This is a genomic window from Neochlamydia sp. S13 (assembly GCF_000648235.2).
GTDB lineage: Bacteria > Chlamydiota > Chlamydiia > Chlamydiales > Parachlamydiaceae > Neochlamydia.
In genome coordinates this window covers 1282382-1301991 of sequence record NZ_AP017977.1, presented here as the reverse complement: position 1 = coordinate 1301991, position 19610 = coordinate 1282382, and the positions used below count along the sequence as shown (strand labels likewise).

General features: G+C 36.1%; 12 protein-coding genes and 3 pseudogenes. 8 read left to right on the top strand and 7 right to left on the bottom strand.

From position 1 onward, the window contains the following. Positions 1-224: 224 nt before the first annotated feature. Together TY21_RS05010 and TY21_RS05005 are read right to left on the bottom strand one after the other, a co-directional pair. Positions 225-1301 carry an LptF/LptG family permease gene (locus tag TY21_RS05010; RefSeq protein ID WP_042243325.1) on the bottom strand — a complete coding sequence of 359 codons (1077 nt, stop codon included), beginning with the start codon at positions 1299-1301 and terminating at the stop codon, positions 225-227. Beyond that, on the bottom strand, positions 1301-2449 hold the full coding sequence (locus TY21_RS05005; protein WP_042243327.1) for an LptF/LptG family permease: 1149 nt from the start codon (positions 2447-2449) through the stop codon (positions 1301-1303). The genes TY21_RS05010 and TY21_RS05005 overlap by 1 nt, the downstream gene beginning before the upstream one ends. 288 nt (positions 2450-2737) lie before the next feature. Between TY21_RS05005 and TY21_RS05000 the strand changes: the two genes are divergently transcribed. The 6 genes and pseudogenes from TY21_RS05000 to TY21_RS04975 all read left to right on the top strand — a co-directional run. Next, positions 2738-3076 carry a DUF4339 domain-containing protein gene (locus TY21_RS05000; RefSeq protein ID WP_042243330.1) on the top strand — a complete coding sequence of 113 codons (339 nt, stop codon included), beginning with the start codon at positions 2738-2740 and terminating at the stop codon, positions 3074-3076. Positions 3077-3080: 4 nt separating this feature from the next. Then, positions 3081-4406, top strand: a complete 1326-nt coding sequence (tilS, locus tag TY21_RS04995) for a tRNA lysidine(34) synthetase TilS (protein WP_052354626.1) — start codon at positions 3081-3083, stop codon at positions 4404-4406. A 453-nt stretch (positions 4407-4859) separates the two neighbouring features. Then, the gene (gene ftsH / locus TY21_RS04990; RefSeq protein ID WP_368668651.1) at positions 4860-7565 is read left to right on the top strand and encodes an ATP-dependent zinc metalloprotease FtsH; all 2706 of its coding nucleotides are present in this window, start codon (positions 4860-4862) and stop codon (positions 7563-7565) included. An 84-nt stretch (positions 7566-7649) separates the two neighbouring features. Continuing rightward, on the top strand, positions 7650-8327 hold the full coding sequence (locus TY21_RS04985) for an adenylate kinase (protein WP_232044328.1): 678 nt from the start codon (positions 7650-7652) through the stop codon (positions 8325-8327). Between the two features lie 135 nt (positions 8328-8462). Further along, positions 8463-9341 carry an F-box protein gene (locus tag TY21_RS04980; protein ID WP_052354627.1) on the top strand — a complete coding sequence of 293 codons (879 nt, stop codon included), beginning with the start codon at positions 8463-8465 and terminating at the stop codon, positions 9339-9341. Between the two features lie 484 nt (positions 9342-9825). Beyond that, positions 9826-9933 (top strand): annotated as a pseudogene (locus tag TY21_RS04975) (transposase); the annotation flags it as partial. A 271-nt stretch (positions 9934-10204) separates the two neighbouring features. Here the strand turns inward: TY21_RS04975 and TY21_RS04970 are convergent. The 3 genes from TY21_RS04970 to TY21_RS04960 all read right to left on the bottom strand — a co-directional run bounded on the left by TY21_RS04970 (position 10205) and on the right by TY21_RS04960 (position 13075). Continuing rightward, on the bottom strand, positions 10205-11782 hold the full coding sequence (locus tag TY21_RS04970; RefSeq protein WP_130589558.1) for a hypothetical protein: 1578 nt from the start codon (positions 11780-11782) through the stop codon (positions 10205-10207). Positions 11783-11916: 134 nt separating this feature from the next. Then, entirely contained in the window at positions 11917-12456 is a 540-nt protein-coding gene (locus TY21_RS04965) for a hypothetical protein (RefSeq protein ID WP_042239850.1), read from the bottom strand. Between the two features lie 121 nt (positions 12457-12577). Beyond that, positions 12578-13075, bottom strand: a complete 498-nt coding sequence (locus TY21_RS04960) for a hypothetical protein (RefSeq protein WP_042239851.1) — start codon at positions 13073-13075, stop codon at positions 12578-12580. 1574 nt (positions 13076-14649) lie between these two features. Here TY21_RS04960 and TY21_RS11450 point away from each other — a divergent pair. Both TY21_RS11450 and TY21_RS04950 read left to right on the top strand, forming a co-directional pair. Further along, positions 14650-15676, top strand: a pseudogene (locus TY21_RS11450) (integrase core domain-containing protein); the annotation flags it as partial. Positions 15677-16081: 405 nt separating this feature from the next. Further along, a complete protein-coding gene (locus tag TY21_RS04950) occupies positions 16082-17233 on the top strand; it encodes a hypothetical protein (RefSeq protein WP_042239855.1) in 1152 nt (383 codons plus the stop codon). A 930-nt stretch (positions 17234-18163) separates the two neighbouring features. On the opposite strand, the gene TY21_RS04945 is transcribed toward TY21_RS04950, so the two are convergent. Then, positions 18164-18673 carry a helix-turn-helix domain-containing protein gene (locus tag TY21_RS04945; RefSeq protein ID WP_130589557.1) on the bottom strand — a complete coding sequence of 170 codons (510 nt, stop codon included), beginning with the start codon at positions 18671-18673 and terminating at the stop codon, positions 18164-18166. Positions 18674-18882: 209 nt separating this feature from the next. Then, positions 18883-19545 (bottom strand): annotated as a pseudogene (gene istB / locus TY21_RS04940) (IS21-like element helper ATPase IstB); the annotation flags it as partial. Positions 19546-19610 lie beyond the last annotated feature (65 nt).

Here is a 19610-nt window from a genome sequence, read left to right as displayed (position 1 = left end):
TAAAGTATGGAGGTGCATAAGGGGTAGCTTAAAGGCGTATGAGAATCCGCCAAACACTCCAGGCAAACTCTAACATGTGCACCATAGGTACAGGTACAGGCATGCCTGGCGGAGTGTTAACAATATTGATTCAAATTTTATATTCCTTATTATACGCTTCAAAAAAGCTTACCTACCCAGCCCTCTGGAAAATGTCTCTCTACTCAACAGGAGGGATTTTTAATTTAGAGTTTTAAGTATTTATAAGAAGCTAGGCTTGCGCAGATGAAAAATGGAAAGAGAGTAGCTAGCCAGGGTTCTACAACCTGCCTTTTTCCTAGTACAAGAGCAGCATTAAGGAGAAGATAGATGGCCACTAAACCAAAAATACCTAAAGTATAGATAAAAAAAGGAGAAAGAGTGCGTGAGTACCTCACGCAGAAGGGTGCAATACCGATAACCGCTAGTAGGCATAACCAAGGTATAATCATTTTATGGTAAAAAACAGAGGCCCTTTGAGATTCTTTCTGGCTTTGTATGTTAAAAGAAGGCGGGAGTTTCTTCCATAATTCAGACAGAGATTCATCCTCCGGATTTGTTATTCCTTGAAAAAGATCACGTTTGTGAAAACGCATTTCCGGAAAAGAGAGAAGGTCGAAACTTTCTATAATCACAAGCTCGCCTGTAGGTTGGCGTTTAAAATGATCGATAAAATGCCCTACAGGAGGCTGATTATAGGGATAAAGGTATTTAATCCGGTAGATATCATTAATATCACGAATCCAATAGGCGTCCACAAGTTTTTTTTCATTAGAGTTATAATCATGAAAGATAATATGGCTATTATCCTTTAAATTTAAGTTTTTTACTGCTAACTGAAGAAGGCCTTTATGCTTGTGGATACGATGGGTTTGCTCGATCTGCTTAATTTTCTGCAAGGCTAGAGGGATCCAAAACTGGGTGTTTATATAGATCAGCAAAACCATCGCCATTCCCAAAAAGATAAAAGGTCTGATTAATGTTCGAAGGGGGATACCGCTAGCCATTAGCGCCACCAACTCATTATGGATATTTAAATTAGTAAGAGTACGGATGGTAGCTAAAAGCAAGCCAAAAGGAATGAAAACTTCCATTCTTGGGGCAAATTCGCAGACATAGTAAAGGGCTATTTCGTAAACTTGAAAATAAAAGTGATGATAATGGAAATTGCTGGCATGGCTAGAATAATCGATTAGTACATAAAGACCATAAAAAGTTAAGATAAAAAGAAAAAAAGATTTAATGGTTTCTTTTAAAAAATAACGGGGCCAGATTTTAATCATTATTCGATTCCTTTGGACAAACGCGATAGCATGTTTAAAGCGGCGAGAATAATAATCAATTGAGGGAGCAGATAGAATAGAGTGGAGAGCACTAGCTGATGTTCTGCCCCTTTGGCGAAGAAAAAAGCTACAATATATAAAGCTGCTAATCCTATCACATAAAAAAGCCCTCGATTATGGTGATTTCTACTAATGCTCATCCCAAAGGAGGCACCCATTAATGTAAAGGTGAAGGCTGCTAGAGATATGGAAAAACGCCGGATCAGCTCCGCATAACTTCGATTAAGGTTACGAGAAACTAGATCTAAGCCTACTCTATCATTATCGCTATGTCCACGCAGGTTTTTTTCTTTATTCAAATCTTGTATACGTGCTCTTAATAAAGCAAGACGTAAATGATCATTATTTAATGTCCAAACTTTTTTTTGAAGAAGTTGGGCAAAATCTTTAATAGATGTTTTCATTTCACCAATATTTTCGACCAGTAAGGCATCATGGCGCGGTAGGTGATTGCCATGTGTAGGAGAGATTAATGTCATCTGGCTACCTTGGAAGGTCACTGGGCTTGCTTGTAAGTTTTTCGCTAAAATTAAATGGATGCTAGAGTTGTGTTTATCGGGGATAGCAAGAATGCTATCACCCGCATATTCACCCGTACGGGATTGACCTAAAGTGTCTGAAAATATACCTCTTAGGCGCATTAAGTGTTTGTTATGAAGAAGGAGGAGGGGGTTAATAGTGCGTAGCTCCATTTTCGTAAGACCCGTCTGTAAATGGGATTGAGTAGCCAATTCGGAAACAATATAAAAGTTTAGGGCTGCTATAAAGAAGCTTGCTATTAACAAAGGAGCCAGCACCTCCCGCAAAGAAAGGCCGCATGCCCGAAAGGCTGTCATTTCATGAGATTGAGACAAACGCTGCATTAAAATGATGGCTGAAATTAAACAGGAGATAGGAATAGCTACGGGAAGTAAATAGGGAATTTGGTGTAAAATAAACCATAAGATAATCCATCCCTCAGATCCTAAGGCAGCAAAGTGAGCTATCTCATCTAGCCGAGTAATTAGAAGAATGAAAATAAAAGACAGTAGGCAAAGAAAAAAAACTTTTATATACTGCTTTAACAAGTAGCGCCAGATTATAGGCATTATTTAACTCTAAAGATTAGCTAAAAAATAGCATACAATGAATCAATCATTTGTCTCAATCAGGATTGTGTGGATGGGCACGAGAGCTTAATAATATTAGAGGAAGATTGAATGATTGATGCAAGTTGATCAATCAAGAGCTGAAGTAGGTGACTAGCTAAAGTTTAAATAGTTAAAAGCTTTCTTTAATGTGGATATCATTGAATGAACGTATTAAATGAGTTTTTAATCACAGACATCGAATCCTTTTTTTGCCTGCGATATAAAAACGTAAACTAAAGAGAGCTTATGGACAAGAAAGAGTGGTTTATTAAGATTGACAATCAAAAAGAAGGACCTTTTAGTATTGCCGAGCTAAAAATTCATCCCCGCTTGACCCCAGACACATGGGTGCGGAAAATAGAATGGCAAGACTGGCTACCAGCACGCCAAGTTCCAGAATTAAAAGTCTTGTTTGAGGACCATCATTCGGAAGAGCTTAAAGATAAATTTAAACTTAATAAACCGCAAGTTCTCGAAGATTCTACTTTGTTACTGGAAAAACCCCAGCCTCCTTTTTTTATTTATTGGTTAATTGTTTTGCTATTTCTTTGTCTCTATTTTTTTTATCAATTTTACAATTTCTAGATAAATGAATTTAGAAGAAACGCTATTTAATTTTTTAAACATTTACGCTAACCATCAGCAGCCCGTACTTTTGGGATTATCAGGAGGATCGGACTCTCTTGCTCTTTTCTATCTTCTTATAAAATATAGAAATCTAAAAGCTTTAAACTTTGCTGCTGCCCATGTAGATCATGGCTGGCGGGCAGAAAGTAAAGAAGAAGCCCGTCAACTGCAGCATTTAGCCGCTTCAATGCATGTGCCTATTTATTTAAAGAATTTAAATATCGCCCAGCTTTTTGGCAATATGGAAGAAGCTTGCCGTCACGAACGTTTAGCTTTCTTTAAGAATTTATGTAATCAGCATGGTTATCAAGCTGTTATCTTAGGGCACCATTTAAATGATCAAGCAGAAACGGTCTTGAAAAAAGTTTTGGAAGGAGGCAGTTTACCTTATTTAGGGGGGATGGCTCCCGTAACAGATTATCAGACGTTAAAGCTGTGGAGACCTTTTTTAACTTGCTCAAAATCTCAAATCAAACAATGGCTGGTTTGTAAAAATTATAAGTTTTTTGAGGATAAAACTAATGAAGATGAAAAATTTTTGCGGGCGCGCTTCCGCAAAACGATTATTCCGCATCTAGCTAGCACATTTGGGAAGAAAATAGAGGAAAGTCTTTGCCGCTTAGGCTATGAAGCACAGGAATTAAAAAAATATTTAGATAATCACTTGCAAGGTTACCTCAAGGATATAATTAAGGGGCCTTTTGGTTCCAGTTTAAATTTCCAACCGCATGGGAAGTGTACAGATTTTGAAATGAGATATTTGATTAGGAAAGTTTGTGAAAGCGAAGGATTAAAACTTTCGCGTCATCTAATAGAAGAGGCTTGCAAAAAGATCCATAGCAAGGCGGCCAATTGCCAGCTTTTAGCTAAAGATACTTGGGTTTATATTGATCGAGAACGCTTATTTGTAATGAGCAAGCCTTTATTAGATTTTAAAGAAGATCTTTCTTTTGATAGGGTCGGAAAATATTCGGCAGGGGACTGGACCATTGAAGTGACTGAATCTTTAGATTCCCCTATGCCTATTACAGGATGGCAGGAGGCTTGGAGGGGTCGTTTATCTATTCAAATTCCCTCGGGGAAATACAGCTTTAAAAGAGGCAATTCTTCATTGGATAAATGGTGGACAAATGCTAAAATACCAGCATTCATGCGCTATGCTTTTCCTACTTTGTGGGCTGATGATAAAATTATCTATGAATTTTTGGCTACCCGCCGATTGGTCGATGCCTATCTAAAGTCCTTTAAATGCTGGACGGTCACCCTTTGTTACCAACCTTCTGATTGAACCAAACTTAGTAAAATTCTTTTAAGCCTCTATTTTTAATAAAAAGTAGGTAGACATTTAAAGAGAGCTTTAAGATGAACATACTCAAGGGTGACCTTCTTAAAGAATCGTCCAAAATTCTCTGCTGAGAAAATACGGCTTTAAGTTATTTAATGGGATTTATTATATATAATTTTATAGAGTAGAATGAAGTAGAAACGGGTGGCAAAAAAAAGCCCTAAATCTTTTATTTGCTATAGATTTGGCTCTTTGAGAACTTACTTGATGGCGAATAGCCTATCTGATACAATGGTTTTTAACCCAAAAAAATTACTTTTAAAATAATTTCTGGTTTAATTTTTTTAAGCTAGCAATTTCTAAACACATTACTTGCTAAGGTGCATAAGGTTAATCATGGATGAAGATAAAAAACAGGACAGAAAAGGTTTTTCCAATAATTTCATTTGGTTTCTAATGGCAGCCTTTCTGTTCGCTTTGATGGTTCAAAATTTTATTGAAACAAAGCATGCTAAAGTCTCTTTTAGTTATCAGCTTGAGCATTTGGTCAACCTTCAGCTTATTCAACCAGAGGATAGCCGTAAAATCGCTCTAAATGACAATTTAGTGACATTTAGCGGTAGGTTTCGGGAACGTCAAACTGAAGAAGGTAAAAATCGTTTCAAATTTATTGACCTTCTCAATACCAATCATGAATTAACAAGCGAAAAAGAACGCATTCTCAAAGATTTAAATGGACAACGGGAAAAAATTATAGAGGCTACAGGGTTGTTTTTGCAGTTGAGTGGATTGCCTATACCAGCCCATGGATATGTGGTAGTCGATCAGTTTTATAGTCCAGCTCAACCCAATGCTGCTATTGTAATTCATGAAGTTAATAAAACGAGTGGAGTGACTAGTTTCCTTGAATTAAAAAAACAATTAGCTAATTTTTCAGGCTCTTTAGAAGAGCAAGCTTTAAATCAATATGGGAATGCTTTATCGGGTTTAATTCAAAATTTCCGGTCTTCTTTGCTAGGAATTGGCAGTGAATCTATTAAACAAGTTTTAAAGAAACTAGATAGCCAGGTATCCAATGCTAAAAGTTCTATTCTCAAGCCCGAAGAGCGACTTACCCTTTACAAAGAAGCTGTAAAAAATTTAGAGGAAATCCTTAATGAATTAAACACCCCTCAAAATGGAATGCGCTTAGCCCAGTTAAGGAGTGTAAGGAATTATAGACAAGTTTTAGACGAACTATCTAGGGTAACATCAGCTTTAGAAGATAATCAGATTCAGCTAGACAAAGCTCGTCAAGCGGTTACTAATGTCATCTGGTTTTTTAATAACCAAGAGGTTTCCACCAGGACTTTAGAAAAACAAGATCCTGAAGTCTACCATCAATGGTTTATCAATGCTAAAGAAGAATGGGATAATTTCCAAAGCAATCGAGGAGGTTATTTTAAAGCTCCCGATCAGCCGCTTAATGTAGTACTGGAAAAAACCTTTAAGAGTGAAGAGCCTTCTCCTAATTATCTTAGCTACTTTTTTACTCTTCTACCTGTCTTGTTAGTCATGCTAGTCCTCTATTTTGTTTTTTCACGTCAGATGAGAGGCATGGGCAATAGTGCCTTAAACTTTGGTAAGTCTCCCGCTAAGTTAATGAATAAAAGTACTAATAAAATTACTTTCAAGGATGTGGCAGGAGTAGATGAAGCTATTGAAGAGCTCCAAGAGATTGTAGAATTTCTAAAAAGTCCAGGGAAATTTACTGCTTTAGGTGGAAAAATTCCGAAAGGCGTATTATGCATTGGCCCTCCAGGTACAGGTAAAACCTTGGTAGCTAAAGCGGTGGCCGGTGAAGCTGATCGCCCCTTCTTTTCCATCTCAGGTTCAGACTTTGTGGAAATGTTTGTAGGCGTCGGAGCTAGCCGTATTCGCGATCTATTTGATCAAGCGAAAAAGAACGCGCCTTGTATTGTATTTATCGATGAGATCGACGCTGTAGGACGCCATCGTGGTGCCGGTATTGGAGGAGGTCATGATGAACGTGAGCAAACTTTGAACCAGCTTTTAGTCGAAATGGATGGTTTTGATACGAATGAAGGCGTAATTTTAATGGCTGCTACTAATCGTCCGGATGTACTAGATAAAGCTTTACTACGTCCTGGTCGTTTTGATCGCCGCGTGATTATTAGCTTACCTGATGTTAAAGGGCGTTATGATATTCTTAAAGTTCATGCGCGCAAAATTAAAATGGATCCTTCTGTGGATTTAATGAGCGTGGCGCGCAGCACACCAGGCTCTTCAGGTGCTGATTTAGCTAACTTATTGAATGAAGCTGCGCTTGCTGCCGCTCGCAAAGGCCGTTCAGCAGTAACTTCAAGTGAAGTAGTAGAAGCTCGAGATAAGGTTTTATATGGTAAAGAAAGACGAAGCTTAGAAATTGACGAAAATGAAAAGCTTACCACAGCTTATCATGAATCAGGCCATGCTATTATTGGCCTGGTAGTTAAAAATGCTGACCCTGTGGATAAGGTGACCATTATACCTCGTGGCCTTTCTTTAGGTTCTACCATGTTCCTTCCTAAGAAAAATCGGCTGAGTTATTGGAAGAGAGAGCTGATCGATCAGCTCTCGGTATTAATGGGTGGTCGTGTGGCCGAAGAAATTTTTGTAAGTGATATTTCTAGTGGAGCTAAACAAGATATTGATCAAGCTACACATATTGCCCGTAGCATGGTATGCGAATGGGGAATGAGCGATAAGCTGGGGGCTGTAGCCTATGATGAAAGGTCTGAAAGTGGCCAATATTTAGGCATGCAAGGTTATCATGAAAAAAAATATTCCGAGAGTACGGCACAAGCCATTGATGAAGAGGTGAGAAAAATTTTGGATGCTGCCCTTGAAACGGCCAGACAGATTATCCGCGACAAGCGCCATGAAGTTGAGTTGATGACTCAAATGCTCATGGAGTTTGAGACCTTAGACGCTGAAGATATTAATAATATCATTAATGGCAAATGGTCGATGGAAGAAAAACGTAAGAAACTTAAAATTGCAGATGAGCTGCATAAAAAAAGTAGCTTAACACCTCCACCTCCCCCTCCGGCAGATGAGCCTTTAGCTGCAACCGGTAAAACTTCTAGTGAACCTTCTTTTGCATCCAAAATAATTGGATAAAGCAAAAAAAAGAATAACCGATGAAGACTTTAAAAACTCTCATCGGTTATTCTTTTTTTCTTTTAAATGAAAATGGAAATGATTATGGAAAAGAAATTAATTGTCATTTTGCTGGGACCCCCTGGCTCTGGAAAAGGTACGCAAACTAAATTACTTAGTCAAACATTGTCTATTCCTCAAATTTCTACTGGGGATTTATTCAGAGAGCATATTAAGAAGAATACAGTGTTAGGTCTGAAAGCCAAAGAATATATAAATGCCGGCCACCTTGTTCCAGATGATCTGGTATTAGAAATGGTCAATGATAGAGTTGAATTGCCCGATTGCAGCAGAGGCTATTTGTTAGACGGTGTACCCCGTACTTTAGCACAAGCTGAAAGAGTAAGTGCAACTTTATTAAAAGATGTAAATGTTATCGTTTTCAAGCTTGCTGTAGACCACGAAATGATTATAAAACGTGCAGTAGGTCGCCTAATCTGTAAACAATGCGGAGCCATTTATAATAGCTTCTTTTCCGCTCCTCTACGGTCAGGCATCTGCGATAAATGCGGACAAGAGGCTCTTTATCAAAGGGAAGATGATAGATTGGAAGTCGTTAAAGAGCGCTTAAAGGTTTATAATGAGCAAACCATGCCTTTAGAGGAGTTTTATTCTCAGCGTTACGGAATAATCAGCATTAATGGCGAGAACCTACCCGAGAAAGTCTTTGCAGAACTTAAAAGCCATATAGAGGCTTTCAGCCCCTATACTAAAGCTTCTTAAGCTTCTTAAAGTTTTGAAATGGCTCTCTTGCTTTGCAGGGATAGTCGCTTGCATTAAAGACTACTAAAATTGCTAAGGGACAAACTTTTAAACTTAATGATTTAGGATCATATCACACTTTTTTAAAGGATAATGATGTCTTTGCCAATCGAGCCTACGGGCGATCGAACATTTATCTATCAAGAGGCTAGTGTCATAGCTTCTATGAATGAACTCCCTCGAGAGCTTCTTTTAGAAATTTTTTCCTATTTAAATTTTACTTCTCTTGAAGCCAGCAGCTTAGTAAGCAAAGAATGGAAACAATTGGCCAGCGATCCTCTTGTCCAAAAGAAAGTTGTTTATCAAGACATCGCTTTTAGTAACAAAAAATGGGCTATCTGCTTTGGAAAAGAGAGTGTGAAAGGTGAAGATCTTAAAGAAGAGTTTTTTTCTCTACCTAACGATATCTTTAAAATTCTAAAAAGTCCCTGCTTAGCTTTTCCAGGAAAAAGGGTCATTGATACCCATGTGCTTGTAAGAATTCCTAAAACGCTTAGTGGTCAACATCTTACCCTAAGTACTCTAGGTGCAGTGGCAAAGCGATATTTTCCCGATAGTCAAACAGGCTATGGGCTAATTCCTCGTCTAATTGTTAACGAATTAGGAGATAAGCCTCTTGAGAAATCGCAGTGGGTGCTCATGACAAAAGATGTCCTGCCAGGAAGCAGAAAGAAAAAGTATGAGGTCCAACTGGGCCTTGTCGCTGATCTTGCTAAAGAAACTCAATCTCCTTACACAGTTCCTTCAGCTCTACAGGCAGCTGTATGTATTCTGGCTCAGCATTTTAATTTTAAGACAGGTCTATTTAGCGATAAGCCTTGGACCTATTATACGTATACACGCTGTCAAGAAAATTTTTATGGCGATCAAGTGCAAGTGGGGAGCTGGGATGCTGAGGGCGGCCTGCAGTTTGACCATACTCCTTCCACCTGTGAACGTCATTCAATCGGTATGGCAGCCTTGCGGAAGTTATAGATAAGAAGGTGCCACGAAACCCTATTTTCTCCTTAATATAGTCCTAGACATCCTTGTATCCCACATTCCGCAGGTTATAGCGATTCCCTGATATTATTTTTATTGATACTGGAAATTACCTTAAGTTTTTTTAGAAAATGCTAATCCTGTTCTTTTTAAAGCAAAGAAAGTGAGGACATACACGATGGAAAAGTATAGTGCACGGGTCTTGATCATCTTAAAATTAGTTTTTCTATGAGTGACAAAATTACCCAAGGGATGATGATAGTCCAGGTGGTCTTTTCAGATTCCAGGGTGATTATGATTACAGGGGAAGGGTTAAGTTATTGATAATTCACGGATTATATTTTGCCTTAGGCTCTATACATGAAAGCATAAAAGAATTAACTCTTATTTTAAACTCTAAAAGGATGGCCGTTTTACTGGTTTTAAACCTCCTTGGCATAAATTAGAAGACGAGAGAAGTTAACTTGCGGAATGCCGGATGGATAATACTACCTTCCATAAATCGCAAACCACTTATAAGCTTATCAAAAAGGCAGGGTGTGAGATTCTATTTTTACCGCCCTATTCTACCGATTTGAACCCTATTTAAACCTTTTGAGCTAATTTTAAGAAAATTGTAGCAGCAAACTTAAGCAAGTTTTCTACTCTTGCTCGCACTATTGATTACTCTTTTTTAAGTATATATTGATAAAAAAATATAAAATTTAAATCACTGCATCTAAAACTCTTTGTTTTCGGCGACCATTTAAGTAAACCCCTTTGGTTAAAGGATGTTTATTATTCCTTCCTTAACCAAAGGGTCGAATTTATTATTTTGAGTTCATGCTATTTATAGAAACATTTTTCCATGCAAGCGGTTACTCACATTTTTTATGGAATAATATAACATAATCAGCTTCTTTTGCTAAGCTAGGAGACACTTCATAATTTTCTATAAGATCTTTTGAAGTACCGACTTCCCATTTTTCATAATTCCATGGGCCTAACATTTCTGGTAAGTCCTCACAAATTTTATCGAGAACATTCTTTTGTAAAGTCCTGATTTCTTCCAAACTTTTCTCTTTACTAGGATTAAAAAACTCTACTGACCAGTTCGAAGCTAGATAATGTGCAATACTTTCAAGAACCCCTCCTCCAGGCATTTTTGCACCATTTTCTTTAATTTTCTTTTTCACCCTACTGGGAAAACGATGAGAGGGGTGCTCTATCTCCTGCTTATCTACCTTTAAAGTAGATCCTTTAATACTTTGTTGAGAAGAAGAAAGCTTTTGAGTCCATTCCACATCTCTTTTATATTTTTTCTTTTTAAGTCCTATGAGAGTACACATTGTATGTAGCTGATGATTGTATATGCAATCGATTTTACGGATTATACTAACTCCTTCATAGCTATTCTCAATGAGATGTTTATGAAACCATCCTCCTAGAGCTGCTGGGCTAATTTGTGGTTCATAAAAAGTTCCATGAGAGGGGGAATGATATGTTTTTTCTTGAGGTACTGAAGAAATGGTTCGCATCATTTCTATGTCTTTTCTTAAAACAATACTATTGCCTAGAGGAATAGAAGAATGCATATTTTGAAGCGATCCTGTTAGTTCGTTATACTGCAATTCGTAAACTTGTGTAGGCTGTTGCAAACTGCTTAAAGCTTTAATAATATTTTTTATATTTTCAAACTTTTTTTCGGCTTCGCTCACACATTGTGAATACTCCAAGCTATCAGCATTATTTTTTAAGATAGCTTGAGCAGCTTTATCACATTCAATAAATTCGTTTAATTGCTCATTAAAATGGCTATCTAATTCTGCAGGTTGCATTTTTTGATAGCTTTCGAGTGGAATAACATCTTTATTATCTAAGCATAATTTTAATGTTTTTTTAATTCCTTCCAGTTCTAATTCTTGGCTTTGCTGCATTAAAGGCAAACTGGTATGAGATGGCATAACTCTATGAGAATGATTTGCATGTGAATCTGAATCCCTTTCCCTGTCTTTTCTTAAAACAATACTATTGCCTTGCGGAATGGAAGAATGCATATTTTGAAGCGATCCTGTTAGTTCGTTATACTGCAATTCGTAAACTTCTGTAGGCTGTTGCAAACTGCTTAAAGCTTTAATAATATTTTTTATATTTTCAAACTTTTTTTCGGCTTCAGCCACGCAACGTGAATAATCTGAGCTGTCAGCATTATTTTTTAAGATAGCTTGAGCAGCTTTATCACATTCAATAAATTCGTTTAATTGCTCATTAAAATGGTTATCTAATTTTGCAGGTAGCATTTTTTGATAGCTTTCGAGTGAAATAACATCTTCATTATCTAAGCATAATTCTAACGCTTCATTTGCTTCCTCTGACTCTGATTCTTGGCTTGGCTGCATATCCATATTAAATGGCAAAGTTACATAAGGACAATTTATATTTATTTCCGGACTCATTATTTAACTCCTTTAATTTAGGGACCTAGTTTGAGGAGAGTAAAAATCTTTCTAAGGATAAATTTATTCAAGCTGTAAGTTTTTCCTGTTTTTTTACTCTAAAAACTTCCTTTTAAGCCAATTTTAACTTATTGTTATTTAAACAAAGAAAATACTCTGGGGACCATAGGGCCTACTTTTAAACTTGTTTTAATAACAAAATTAGCTACATTTCCTACTTTTTTAGCCATAATATAAAATTTTTGCTGCTGTAGGTTTATTTCGCAAAAATTACAATCCTCTGATATTATCAATTCAACATTCATACACTCTGCATAAGCTCTTTTAACTTCTTCAATGCCTGCATCTCGTAATTCTGCATCATCCGAATAATTTCCCAAGAGTTGGCCCGCTATTAGGCCCTCATCCATTTGGACATTATTATCAACACGCACTCCCAGCATTTTCTCTAAAAAAACTCTAAAAGATTGCCATGTTGTTGAGAGACGAGAAACCTCTAAGAAAACCTTGCGAGCTTTAATATCTTCTTCAGTTAAAGGAAAACGATACATTAAACTTTTAACGTGAATACTGGCATAAGTTTCGGCGGGAATATTTTCACTAATTAGATCGGCTACTTTATAGTCAGGTAGGTTGGCAAGATTTCCTCCGTTTATACGAAATTCTGGCTCCATTTTAACTCCTTTTAATTTGTATATATAATTGTATGTAGGATGATTGTCTTTAATTTGTTTTATTTTTTCTTATAAAAGATTATGTTTTTACTGAATACGCTTTTATCTAAATATCTTACTATTAAGATAAGATACATTTAGCTATATTACGAGCACCTATTAGTGCTTTATGCTCTTTCAAAGAGTCACTATCTACAGAGTTACAATCATTCGAAATATAAAGCGTGATGGTCATACATCTAGCATAAACAACTTTTAATTCTTCCTCTGCACGCGCCTGGTCGTCATCATCCAAAGTAGGATCAAGTGCTAAAAACGATGCTACTAAGTTTCCGTTTATAGCACGCGGGTTATCACGGTAACGTGATCTAGCTCCTGCTTCATTAAAAAGTTGAAGAAAAAAGGCTCTTGCTACTTCCCAGCCTACTGATAGGTTTGATCTTTCCAAGGTTATCTTTCTAGAGATCACCTCTGTTTCAGATCCAAAAAATTTATGCGTTACTGTTTTGACAGTTACACTTGTAAAAGTGTTATCTGGAATTTGTTCTCTTATTAAGTCATTGACTCTATAATCAGATAAACCCTCTAGGGTTCCCCCATTTAAACCACTTGCAGTCATATTTTTCCTTTTTAATCGTCTGAATAGTGAACTAATATTTATTTTTTTTGATAAATAACCAACTATATTTACTTAAAAACTCATATGTTTTCCTGCCTTGTAACACTTTTCGGATTACTTTAGTTTTCTTTGTGCCGCGTATAAATAAATCATTATTTGAAATATAAAATATTAGCATCCCAGACCTTAGACAAATAAATTTTACAGTTCTTTTGTTATGCCTTATTCTTTTTTATTTAATACCACTACCGAAAGGAATAATTCCAACAAATCTTGCATATTTTCTATAACTTTTTCATAACCTTTTTCAATTTCAGGAACATTCCTACAGCTCTACAACATTATCCCTCTTTAATAACTGTAAAAAATGTTGCTCTTACAGCTCTTTAAGCTTTATGCCCATTTGTTCGTGGAATGATAGTTTTTCTCTTTCTTAATCCTCTTTCCATAAAAAGGTATTTATGCTGCTTTAACTTTATTTGCTAATTTGCATTTAAAGAATTTGGGTAATTATTATTAAGAAGCCCCTGGAAGGAAAAGCAAGCTTAGGTGATGCGAAATAGTTCGAAAAACAACACTGCTAAGAAATTCATGTACCTTTCCTGATCCAGTAATAAGCTTCTGTTTGTTTATGCTTTATATATTTTTAAGTATTTACCTCTTTGAAATTCATGGTAGCTACATAAGGTTTTGGCTTTGCAAGCCTATTTTTATATATTAGACTAAATGCTTACTTTGCTGTCGCTTATTGAGGTAAGAAGTAAAAACTATCTCCAGTCTTAATCTTAGGCGCTTTTTACCTTGTTTTGATCTAACAGTTAAAATTTTTATTACAATCCAAAACATTAGCTATATAAGATTTTTTTCACAACCTGTCAATCATTTTCCATAAAGCTAAAAGCATTATTGGGCAATGAGAAAAAGCTGCGATTGATTTTTTTCTAAGACACAATAGTCTTAATCTTAGGTGCCTTTTACCTTGTTTTGATCTAATAGTTAAAATTTTTATTACAATCCAAAACATTAGCTATATAAGATTTTTTCCGCAACCTGTCAATCATTTTCTATAAAGTTAAAAGCATTATTGGGCAATGAGAAAAAGCTGCGATTGATTTTTTTCTAAGACACAATCTTGCTAGGAAAAAAGATCTATAAATTAATCGATGCGAGTTATCGGATAAGGAAATAGCTGAGAAAAGGCCTCCAGATGGCTTAAAAGCATTTTTTACCTACAAAAAAAACAAAGTTGTAAGGTTAAAATGATTGAAAAAGATATTCACTTATTAATTTCCATTTTTTGCTAGGTAGATGATTCTTGTAGATAATTTAAAGTTGAATGGCACAAAATATTGTTTAAAAGCCACGCCAAACCACTAATTGGAAAGAGCAATAGAAGAAACAGATGGTCAAAAACTATCCTTAAAGTGTAATAGATTAGGACGTAATCTGACATTTGTGATAAAGATAAAGGAAAGAAGTGTTAAAAGCTGAGAAGCTTGAAGCCCTGTCGCCATTTAAAGTAATAGGACGGAAGTTGAAGTGAGCGGCTCCAAGAGCAGCAAAGAGTGCAAAAAATGCCAAATTTAGCAACTCATCAAAAAGTTATAAAAAATACACTCGGGGTTTCAAAGCTAGCAGAAACATTAGGAAATATATTCTATGCATGTAAAATGATGGAATATTTTAGAATAGCTTTTATAGATTTAAAGAATTTTATGAAAAAGGTGGAGAGGCAGCTCTTCAAGATATGACCCGCAAGCAACCCTATATAAAAAAACAGAGTGGACGAGTCTATTGAAAAATTTGTTGTGAATTTTTCTCTTCAAAAGCCTGCTTATGGACAATTAAAAGTATGTAACAAGCTTGAAGAAACAAGAAGTTTTTATTTCGACGGGAGATGTGCGTTCTGTTTTGCTAAAGATATAATCTTTAAGACCTTTCAAAAGCGTCTCAATGCATTGGAAGCTTAAGATGGCTTTAAGAATAAATAATATTAACAGAGGACCAACTAAAAGCTCTTGAAAAAGCTAGGGAAGAAAACGAAGCGCATGGCGAAATTGTAGCTGAGCATTTAGGCTATTTATTATTTCAAAATAATTATTACGTAGGCACTATTATGGTGTTTAGACGCATTTATCAACATACCGTGATTGGACTCCTATTTTAAGGTAGCTTTCGTCAAGCTATACGATAGGAAAAATGCATTGGTAGCGCAGATATGCTTAAATGACCAAGTCATTCCTTGGTTTAAAAAGCAAGATGTTCGCGTTTTAAGAATATTGACCGATCATGTACAGAGTACTGTGGAGCAAGAGAGAATCATGAGTATGAGCTTTATTTGGCTATCGAAAATATTAGCCATTCTCGCACTAACGCCAGACATCCTTTAAACCAATGGAATCTGCGAAAAATTCTATCAGGCCATCCAAAAAAGAATTTTATGCCATAGCTTTTAGGAAGAAAGTGTTTAAAAATGTTGAAGAACTACAAGAGGATGTAGATAAATGGATGAATGAGTATAATAATGAGAGAACACATACAGGAAAGTATTGTCTTGGCAAGACGCCTTTACAAACATTCTTAGATGCAAAACCTCTGGCGTAAGAAAAGATATTAGATAAGTTACAATTAACAGAAATAGTATCTACCAGTTACCTACTGGTTATCAGGTCAAGTGCTGTCTAGGACAGATTTATCAAAGGCAAGGAAGAAGGTGTGTTTAATTGCTACTGTAGCACTCAGATGCCTTCTTGTTTTTAGATAAGCACAACTTAAGATGATCCAGCAAATAATGTTAAAATCTTTATTCAGTGCACTTGCTATTAACTGAGAAATATTTTTGTTTTTAATTTAAATTTTTGATATTATATAATTATAAACCATATTATTAGACCTCATTTAAAGCTAAACGACAATTAAATTATTTTGCGCTAGTATGAAAATATATAACATATATATTTATTTTTATAAATGGTATTTTAAAAAAGGCTTACTAGGAGAATTAAGATGAATGTAAACCCGGATAATAGATGCCTTAAGAATAATCTTGATCAGCTTTCTCCTAAAGATAACTCTCTATCCATTTCTGCCGTACAAGCAGACAATAGAGCTTTAGTCCAGCCAACTCATGCTACAGCAATGAAGGTCTTTGAAGAAAATTTTGCTCTTTTTAATCATTATCATCAGATCGCTATAAAGGTAAGGGATGATATTACAGCCATTGAATATAGCGAACTAGTAAAAAAAGCAGAAAATGCTTTACTTCACGTTAGACATGTAGTAGCTAACCATCCTGATCTCACTAAACAAAGATCTCTCCAGGAGATGGAAGCTGAGTTTGATGAGCTTTGTATCAAGATGCCTCTAGGCGCTAGTGTTCTATTACAAAGAGACATAGATAAACTCCATAAAATTAGTACAATTCCTTCTAATAAAACTTATTTATCTGGCGATATTGAATACAATGAGCCTCAGGTGCCATTATTTGGCTTAATTGGATATTTTGAACGTTTTAAAGAACTCCATGGCTATGCATCCATAAGTATTTGTATGAAGACAGGGGAGTATTACGGTATTCCTATCAACAAAATGGCTACATTAATTGGTTTTAGAAATCAATCCTCTTCATCTTCTCTATTTCCGTCAATGCTTCCTAGTAGGTTTAAAACCTCTAACGAAGAAAAAATTTATCAACAACTGAATGAATTAAGAATCTTAATTAATAAAAAAATTAGTGAATGGGGCTATGCAGGCTTCACAATTTTCCATACGGATGAGGTAAAACATAACCTTAAGGGAGAGCCAAGTATAGAAGAATGGGGCTGTCAAATAGTTTTGTATCATACGAAGCAGGGGGAAGAAAATAATATTTCTTACGAGAAATGCCTGCACCTTGAAAGTAGTAGTAGGTCACAAGAAAAAAAGATTAGTAATTTCAATCAAATAACTAGAAAAAAAATAGGCGTTCAAGCACAGCCTAAAGATTCTCATAGCTTAAAAAACATCAAAAAAAATTCTCGCTTGAAAGTCTTTTTTAAGAGGTTTATCTTCTATCCTTTGAAAACTGTAAGTAAATTTATTTCCTTATGGTGTAGAAGTGCTTATGTCCGAATTAGGTATTTGAAAGCAAAGCTTTTGTGTGCCACGAGCACATTATAGATGTGCGTAACTATACGAAAGATGAGGAAAATGGCTCCTCGAAGTCGCTTTGCAGGAAGAGATTTCAAACCACCTTAAGCTGCTTTGGTCAAAAGCCAAGGTAGTGAGCGTTAAGGAAAAGGTGTGATAAACATATCAGGTGAGGGCTAAGGAGACGAACGAAAGTGAACTATCGGTCCAAGTGTCGAAAGCGTAAAGATGATGTCAAAACTGGGGGTTAAAAGCTCTTCCAGGATAAATTTAGGGGCAACCTGTTTACTGCCTAAATGGCGTCCGGCATAAAGATAGCGTGAACTTAGTCTAGGCTTTTGTATGGAACGTGGGAACCTCATAGATGATGTTAAGAGAAAACTATATAAGTGAAGAACACAAAGTGGGAAATATCGAAGCATGTATGAGGGGCAGATCAACTCGTAGTAGTGAGGAAGCCTTTGTAATGAAGGGGGAGCGAAGGGGTTGAATTGTTCAATCCACCTCAATAAGTCAAGTAGAAATACGAGGAACTTATGGGGGTGGGGAAAAGGCTGGAAAGCTTGAAGAACAATAGGAGCCGTATGAAGCGAGAGTTTCACGTACGTGTCTGTGGGAGCCTAAGGGGGAAGTTCCCTTGGGCGACCCGATTAATTAAAAACTTGATCCTAATTGTATTGGGTAAGACTAGAATGAGATGTTTTTGACAGCTCCTTATCTCCTTAAAAAGAGGTTTTTATTAAGCATATAATTGCATAAGAAGCTGTCCAAAAGTGTATTATTGATTGCTTATCAAAATAGGCTTAAAGTGTTTATCACAGGAGACGTAGATAAATATTTGAATTTTATTAATCTCTAAGAACTTTAGCTTGATGGCGTGTTGGTGAAGAAGGGAGGAGAAAGGAAAAATAATCCGGACTCCTCCTTAGGTTCTTAAGAGAAGATACTAATTAAAAAATATTATTTCTTGGGTGCTACATACATTATTTTAAATGTTCGACCTTCTTTAGGGCAAACTGCATCTAATTGCTGTTCCAAGGTATCTTTAATACGAGCGTCAAAGCCTAAAAATTTGATACGGCAACCAGGCTTTTGTAAAAATTCTACCAGGTTTTTAGGATCATGAACAATACGGATAGGAGTAAAATTAAGCTTGTTGGTAGTGCTTCCTGTTTCTGCAATAAATTTTTCAATAGGACTCATAGAAAAAAGAGTTATTTGCCCATTAATATCACCAATTTCTCCATGGGGAAAATAAGTTGAAGCGATTTGATTAATTCTTTCTAAATCATTTTCTTGAGGTTGTGGTAAGCCTAAAGCCGTGCAAAAGACCCTTACATCTGCCAATTTGGATAATGCTCTTCCTTTCTCTTGTAAAGCTCTTCCTCTTTCTATTTTTGCTTCTGCTTGAGCAAGCTTTATCTCCGCATCCTCACGTTCTTTATCTAATTGTTCTGATGTAGCCTTCAACTGTTCTCTTCTAGCAGCTAACTCTTCTTTTCTAGCAGCTATATCTACCCTTTTAGCGGTTAACTCTGCTTTTTTTTCTGCGATTTGCTTAGCTTCTTCTTGTAGATGTGCTTTATGTCATCCGTCATGGTTGGTGACCCAGGGTCGGCAGTTTTAGTGACCCACCCCCTCGTCACCTTTAGTGACCCACCCTAGCTTGGATTTTTTCTTTACTTCTCGGTTTCTTTATTTTGTTTTGATCTTTTATGGAATTGTTCCATACGATAACTTTTTCCTTCAATCACAAGCTTTGTGGCTCTGTGAATCAAACGATCTAGTGCTGCACTACCTATTAATGGATTGGCGAATATTTCCTGCCACTCTCCAAATTCTCTATTGCTGGTAATAATCGTGGCAGCCTTCTCATATCTTTCACAAATCACTTCATAAAGATCCATTTGACTGGCTTCACTAAGCGATTGTAACCCAAAATCATCTAAAATTAATAAAGGCACTTTAATGACCTGCTGTAGTCTTTTTCTATAGCTCCCATCTCCATGGCCGATAGATATCCAATAAAAAAGCTGGTATGTTCTATAGAAAAGCACCTCATAGCCTTTTCTAATAGCTTCATGGCCTATCGATTGGGCAAGATGGCTCTTTCCTACTCCACTGGGGCCGATGATTAGCACGCATTCTTTATTCTCTACAAAATGACATGTCGCTAATTCTTTAAGGATAGGCTCATAAATCTTTGTGTTAAATGAAAAATCAAAAGTTTCTAATGTCTTATTGACTTGTAGATGGCTTTTCACGAGCTTTTTTGCAAACTGACTTTGATTACGACGATCCATTTCATCCGTAAGCAATATGTCCAAAAACTGCGAATAAGACCATTTTTCCTGACTTCAACATTTTAACCTCAAAAAGTGATAAAGCTTTTCAAATTTTCCTAGGA

Coding starts and splice junctions, on each gene's coding strand:
- TY21_RS04965 (WP_042239850.1), bottom strand. CDS start 12,456: ATGGAGCCAGAATTTCGTATAAACGGAGGAAATCTTGCCAACCTACCT.
- TY21_RS04970 (WP_130589558.1), bottom strand. CDS start 11,782: ATGAGTCCGGAAATAAATATAAATTGTCCTTATGTAACTTTGCCATTT.
- TY21_RS04950 (WP_042239855.1), top strand. CDS start 16,082: ATGAATGTAAACCCGGATAATAGATGCCTTAAGAATAATCTTGATCAG.
- TY21_RS04985 (WP_232044328.1), top strand. CDS start 7,650: ATGGAAAAGAAATTAATTGTCATTTTGCTGGGACCCCCTGGCTCTGGA.
- TY21_RS05005 (WP_042243327.1), bottom strand. CDS start 2,449: ATGCCTATAATCTGGCGCTACTTGTTAAAGCAGTATATAAAAGTTTTT.
- TY21_RS04980 (WP_052354627.1), top strand. CDS start 8,463: ATGTCTTTGCCAATCGAGCCTACGGGCGATCGAACATTTATCTATCAA.
- TY21_RS04960 (WP_042239851.1), bottom strand. CDS start 13,075: ATGACTGCAAGTGGTTTAAATGGGGGAACCCTAGAGGGTTTATCTGAT.
- TY21_RS05010 (WP_042243325.1), bottom strand. CDS start 1,301: ATGATTAAAATCTGGCCCCGTTATTTTTTAAAAGAAACCATTAAATCT.
- TY21_RS05000 (WP_042243330.1), top strand. CDS start 2,738: ATGGACAAGAAAGAGTGGTTTATTAAGATTGACAATCAAAAAGAAGGA.
- tilS (WP_052354626.1), top strand. CDS start 3,081: ATGAATTTAGAAGAAACGCTATTTAATTTTTTAAACATTTACGCTAAC.
- ftsH (WP_368668651.1), top strand. CDS start 4,860: ATGGCAGCCTTTCTGTTCGCTTTGATGGTTCAAAATTTTATTGAAACA.